Genomic DNA, 5,829 nt, shown 5'->3' with positions numbered 1-5,829 from the left:
AATAAAAAGTGATGTAATATATTTTAAAAATATTAATGTAAAAATTTGATAAAAAAGTTTAAATTTGATAGAATTGAAATTGATATAATTTAAAAAAATAAGGAAACTTATATAGATAATTTTAAGGGGTGCAGTAATGAGTAAAAATTTTGAAGATTTATTTAAAAAGTTAAAAGAGGTTGGAAAGAAAAGAGTTTCTGTTGCAGTAGCACAGGATGAACCAGTTCTTGAGGCTTTGAAAGAAGCTAGTAGACTTGGACTTGTAGATGGAATTTTAGTTGGGGATGAAATAGAGATAAAATCTATTGCTAAAAAAATTGATTTTGATTTAACTGATTTTAAAATTGTTAATGAAACAAATATAGCAAAGGCAACACTTGAGGCTGTAAGAATAGTTTCATCAGGTGAAGCAGATATGGTTATGAAGGGTCTTGTTGATACAGCTACATTTTTAAGAAGTGTTTTAAATAAAGAAGTTGGTCTTAGAACTGGAAAGCTTATGTCACATGTATCTGTTTTTGAAATAGATGGATATGACAGACTTTTATTTTTAACAGATGCAGCATTTAATACTTACCCAGATTTAAAGGCAAAAGTTCAAATTATTAATAACTCAGTAAGTGTTGCAACAGCTTGTGGTATAAAGATACCTAAAGTAGGAGCAGTTTGTGCTGTTGAAGTAGTAAATCAAGATATGCAAGCAACTGTGGATGCAGCTCTTCTTGCTAAAATGAGTGATAGAGGACAAATTAAAGGTTGTTTAGTTGATGGACCATTTGCTTTAGATAATGCAATTTCAATCGAAGCAGCAGAGCATAAGGGCGTTAAGGGAGAAGTTGCAGGTAGAGCAGATATAATTCTTTTACCTAATATCGAAACAGCTAATGTTATGTATAAAACTTTAACTATGTTATCAAAAACAAAAAATGGTGGACTTCTTGTTGGAACTTCAGCACCAGTTATTTTAACTTCAAGGTCAGATAGTTTTGAAGTTAAGGTTAATTCAATAGCTGTAGCAGCTCTTGTTTCAAAAAAAGCTTAGTTATAATTAAAAATAAAATTATTAGAATTTATTTAGGGGGTAAAATTTAATATGGGATATAAATTATTAGTTATTAATCCAGGTTCAACATCTACAAAGATAGGGGTTTTTGAAGATTGTAAAGAAATTTTTGAAGAAACTTTAAGACATCAAACAGAGGAAATTCAAAGATATGCTACAATAGCAGATCAACTTGATTTTAGAAAAGAGTTAATACTTGATATTGTTAAAAAGAATAATTTTGATATAAATACTTTAGATGCAGTTGTTGGTAGAGGGGGAATGCTTAAGCCAATAGAGGGTGGAACTTATGAGGTTAATTCTTCTATGATTGAAGATTTAAGAATAGGAGTTCAAGGACCACATGCATCAAATCTTGGTGGAATACTTGCTAGAGAAATAGCAGATTCAGTTAATGGAAGAGCTTTTATAGTTGACCCAGTTGTGGTTGATGAACTTGATGAAGTTGCAAGACTTACAGGTTGCACAGACCTTCCAAAGAGAAGTAAGTTCCATGCACTAAATCAAAAGGCTGTTGCAAAGAGATATGCAAAGGAAATTAAGAAAGATTATAATGATTTAAATTTAATTGTAGTTCATATGGGTGGAGGAGTTTCTGTTGGAGCTCATAAGAATGGAAGAGTTGTAGATGTTAATAATGCACTTGATGGAGATGGGCCATTCTCACCAGAGAGAGCTGGTAGCTTACCAGTTGGAGATCTTATAAAAATGTGCTTTAGTGGGAAGTTCTCAGAGAAAGAAGTATATGGTAAAGTTGTTGGAAATGGTGGCTTTGTTTCATATATGGGAGTGAATGATTTAAGAATAATTCAAGATTTAATAGCTGAAGGTAGTACAGAGGCACAGTTATTAAGTGATGCTTTTGTATATCAAGTATCTAATGCTATTGGAGAAAAAGCAGCAGTTCTTAAAGGGAAGGTAGATTCTATAATTTTAACTGGTGGAATGGCTTATGGAAAAGGTGTTGTAGCTGGTATAAAAGATAGAATTGGTTGGATTGCAGATGTTACTGTTTATCCAGGTGAAGATGAAATGCTTGCACTTGCTGAAGGTGCATTAAGAGTTTTAAATTCAGAAGAAGAAGCTAAAATTTACGCTTAATAAAATAAAAAAAGATGCCTTGTAATATAGGCATCTTTATTAAAAATATATTAGTTAAAAATTTAACAAGTGTTGTAGGGGTGTTTTTATGGGGTCAATAACTATTAATGGTAGTGTATTTAGTTTCAATGAAAAGGAAAGTATTTTAAAAGTTGCAAAGGATAATGGAGTTTTTGTACCAACATTATGTTTTTTAGAAGATTGTTCTAATATAGGTCAATGTGGAGTTTGTCTTGTAGAAGTAGAAGGACAAGATAGACTTGCAAGGGCTTGTGCTATGAAAGCTAAAGATGGAATGGTTATACAGACTAATAATGAAAGAGTAAATGAAGAGATTAAATCGTGTGTTTCAGGGCTTTTAGATAAACATGAGTTTAAATGTGGAGCTTGTGGAAGAAAAGAAAATTGTGAGTTTTTAAAGCTTGTGATTAAAACTAAGGCTAGAGCAAGTAAACCTTTTAAAGTGTTAGATAAATCAGAATATGTTGATGATAGAAGTAAGGCTATTTCTTTTGATAGAAGTAAATGTGTAACTTGTGGTAGATGTGTTGCTGCTTGTAGAAAAAGTACAAAAGGAAGTTCAATAAAGTTTCATAGAGTTGGCTCAGAGAGAATAATAGGAACTAAAGATTTTAAGTGTTTTGATGATATAGACTGTCTTTTATGTGGTCAATGTATATCAGCTTGTCCTGTTGATGCTTTAAAGGAAAAATCACATATAGAAAGAGTGAATGAAGCATTAAGTGATGAGAATAAACATGTAATTATAGCTATGGCTCCAGCAGTGCGTACTTCTATGGGTGAACTTTTTAGAATGGGATTTGGAGTAGATGTAACAGGGAAATTATATACAGCACTTAGAGAACTAGGTTTTGATAAGGTTTTTGATATTAATTTTGGTGCAGATATGACTATTATGGAAGAGGCAAATGAGCTTATTCATAGAGTTGAGGAGAATATTAATTTACCTATGTTTACGTCTTGTTGTCCATCTTGGGTAAGACAAGCTACAAATTTCTACCCAGAGCTTAAGAAAAATTTATCTACAACAAAATCTCCACAACAAATATTTGGTGTTGCTACTAAAACATATTATCCAAGTATTTCTGGAATTGATGCAAAAGATATATTTACAGTAACAGTAATGCCTTGTGTTGCTAAAAAATTTGAAGCAGATACAGATGAGTTTGAGTTTGCAGGAAATAGAGAAATTGATGCAGTTATTACAACAAGAGAACTTGCTAGTATGATAAAAGCAAAGAAAATAAGTTTTGCAAAGCTTGAAGATGGAAAAGTTGATGTTTTAATGGGAGAGCATTCAGGTGCAGGTGCTATATTTGGTAGTACTGGTGGAGTTATGGAGGCGACACTTAGAACAGCTAAAGATTTTATATCAGGGGAAAGTCTTGATGATATAGAATATAAAGAAGTTAGAGGGTTTGATGGGATAAAAGAAGCAAGTGTTAAACTAGGAGACAAGGAGTTAAAACTTGCAGTTATAAATGGAGCTACAAATTTATCAGACTTTATAAAAGCTGGAAAGCTTGAAGAGAGATATCATTTTATAGAAGTGATGTCATGTAGTGGTGGATGTATAAATGGTGGAGGTCAGCCTCATCTTACGGCAGAGCAAAGAGAAAGTATTGATATTAAAAAACTTAGGTCAGCAGTTTTATATAATCAAGATTCTAATATCTTGAGCAAGAGAAAGGCACATAAGAATCCATCAATAATAAAAATGTATGATGAATATTTTGGAGAACTTGGAGGAGCTAAGGCTCATGAGCTTCTTCATTACTCGCATGATGTAAGTTCAAAGTATTAATGATAAAATAAATATAATTGAATTATATTTACATTAAGGGGTGTTTTTATGAAAGTTATATCAGCAGAAGTTATAGCAAAAAGATATACAGGAATAGATATTAAAGTTAATAATGGGGTAAGAGAATTTATTGTTAATATAGATAAGAAAAAATTAACTTATGAGCAGTTTAAAAATATAGATATGGAAGTTAGAGTTTATACTTTAGTTAGAAATTGCTGCTCTGGGAAACCACTTGCATTGTTTGAAACAGGGAAAAGTGAGGCAGAATTAAATGAGATTAAAGAACTTATTGAAGGAATAGATAATCTTATGGCAGATAAACTTATAGAGATATTAGAAAAGTAAATTAAAGTTTATAAAACTAAAAATATTATGAAGGGAAATAACTTATATAGAGTTATTTCTCTTCATTTTTTCATATACTTTAATAATAGTGTTAAGGGGTGTTTGATGTGAAAAAGAGTAATATAATTATTGAAGGTAAAGAACTTTTAGAAGATGAATATAGAATAAATAATTTTGGGGAAAATGCCTATAAAACAGCTAGTCTTATAAGTGAATTAGGAGTAAAAGAGTGCTATATAAACATTATAAACTCTAGTTTTGATGATGGAGTTTTAGAAAATGAGATAGTAGAAAATGTAGGGAATAGAAGTTTTATAAATTTTAATTTGTTAAAGGATGATAATTTACTTTCTTATAATGATTATAATTGGCTTGATACAAATGAAGTTTCAAGAACTGGTGATAATGAAATACTAAGAGTTGCATATGAAAACTCAAAAGGCTTACTAAATGAGAAATTACAGGAGTTTATGCTTGAAAATATAAAGTGGCTTGATGATTACTCACTATATGTTGTAGCAAGTAAGATTATTGGAATGGATACTTTTGCAGATTGGAAAATTTATAAAGCAAGAAATATTGGAAGTATAGAAAGTTTAAGACATGACTTTGAAGATGATATAAATTTTGAAATATTTAAGCAATATGAATTTCATAAGCAATGGAGAAATTTAAAAAGCTATTTTTTAGATTTAGGAGTAAAAGTAAAAAGAATATATAAAGTTCAAAATTAAAATGTAAAATAAAGGTAATTTATATGTTTTGTAGAAATATAATATATGACTATAAAGCAAAGGGGAGATTTAGGAAGTGAAGACTTCATTTAGTTTAAAAGATAAATTGAAATCTATAAAAGAGCTTAGGAGAGATTCAATATTTAGGCTTATGCAGTATGAAGAGTTAGCTGGTATAAGTGATAGTGAGGTTAATAATACTATTAAGGCTATAAATACAAAGCTTAAACAAATAAGGGTAATATTAAATGATGGTGTTATAAAAGTTAGAGAAGAAAGTATATTATATTGCAAGGGTGATATTGAGGATGTGGAATATATCCCAAGAGGATTATCATTTGGAAAAAAGATTTTTTCGGAATTTGATGAATTTGATGATATTTATCCAAGTTATACAGGGTCAGGGGAGATGATATTATCACTTTCTTTTTCAGATTTTATTTTTATTGAGTTAGAAGATGAAGAGATAATTATAAAAGAAGAGAGCTTTTGGGTTTGTGATGGAGAAATATTTGTAGACTATGATGGTGAAGATGAACTTTTATTAAGAGGTAGTGGAGTTGTGATTATAGAAATACCAGTTTCAGAAGCAGAAGTTATGAGATGTGGTATTAATAATGATATTTTAAAAGTTTTTGATGATGATGTGATTTTACGACGAGGGAATATAAATAAGAAAAAGCTTAGGAAATATATAATGTATGAAGGCTCTGGAGAAGTGTGGCTTGTACCAACAAAAAGAATTTATGATGATATAA

At 30.2% G+C, this 5,829-nt stretch carries 6 protein-coding genes; all 6 read left to right on the top strand.

Going from position 1 to position 5,829, the window contains the following annotated elements; translation table 11 throughout:
* The first annotated feature begins 136 nt into the window (after nt 1-136).
* Nucleotides 137-1,042, top strand: coding sequence for a phosphate butyryltransferase (ptb, locus tag Q0V15_RS11240; protein ID WP_297439041.1), 906 nt, complete (start codon nt 137-139; stop codon nt 1,040-1,042).
* A 51-nt stretch (nt 1,043-1,093) separates the two neighbouring features.
* Entirely contained in the window at nt 1,094-2,164 is a 1,071-nt protein-coding gene (buk, locus tag Q0V15_RS11235) for a butyrate kinase (protein ID WP_297439039.1), read from the top strand.
* Nucleotides 2,165-2,252: 88 nt separating this feature from the next.
* Entirely contained in the window at nt 2,253-3,989 is a 1,737-nt protein-coding gene (locus Q0V15_RS11230) for a ferredoxin hydrogenase (protein WP_297439037.1), read from the top strand.
* Nucleotides 3,990-4,037: 48 nt separating this feature from the next.
* On the top strand, nt 4,038-4,337 hold the full coding sequence (locus tag Q0V15_RS11225) for a hypothetical protein (RefSeq protein ID WP_297439035.1): 300 nt from the start codon (nt 4,038-4,040) through the stop codon (nt 4,335-4,337).
* A gap of 107 nt (nt 4,338-4,444) precedes the next feature.
* Nucleotides 4,445-5,071 (top strand): 4-alpha-glucanotransferase, encoded by a 627-nt coding sequence (locus Q0V15_RS11220; RefSeq protein WP_297439033.1) that lies wholly within the window; start codon nt 4,445-4,447, stop codon nt 5,069-5,071.
* A 76-nt stretch (nt 5,072-5,147) separates the two neighbouring features.
* Nucleotides 5,148-5,829 (top strand): hypothetical protein (locus Q0V15_RS11215; RefSeq protein ID WP_297439031.1); only part of this gene is annotated, 682 nt, incomplete at its 3' end.

This window comes from uncultured Clostridium sp. (assembly GCF_947036855.1).
GTDB lineage: Bacteria > Bacillota > Clostridia > Clostridiales > Clostridiaceae > Sarcina.
The sequence above is the reverse complement of the archived record's forward strand: the minus strand, read 5'-3'. Positions and strand labels throughout refer to the sequence as shown.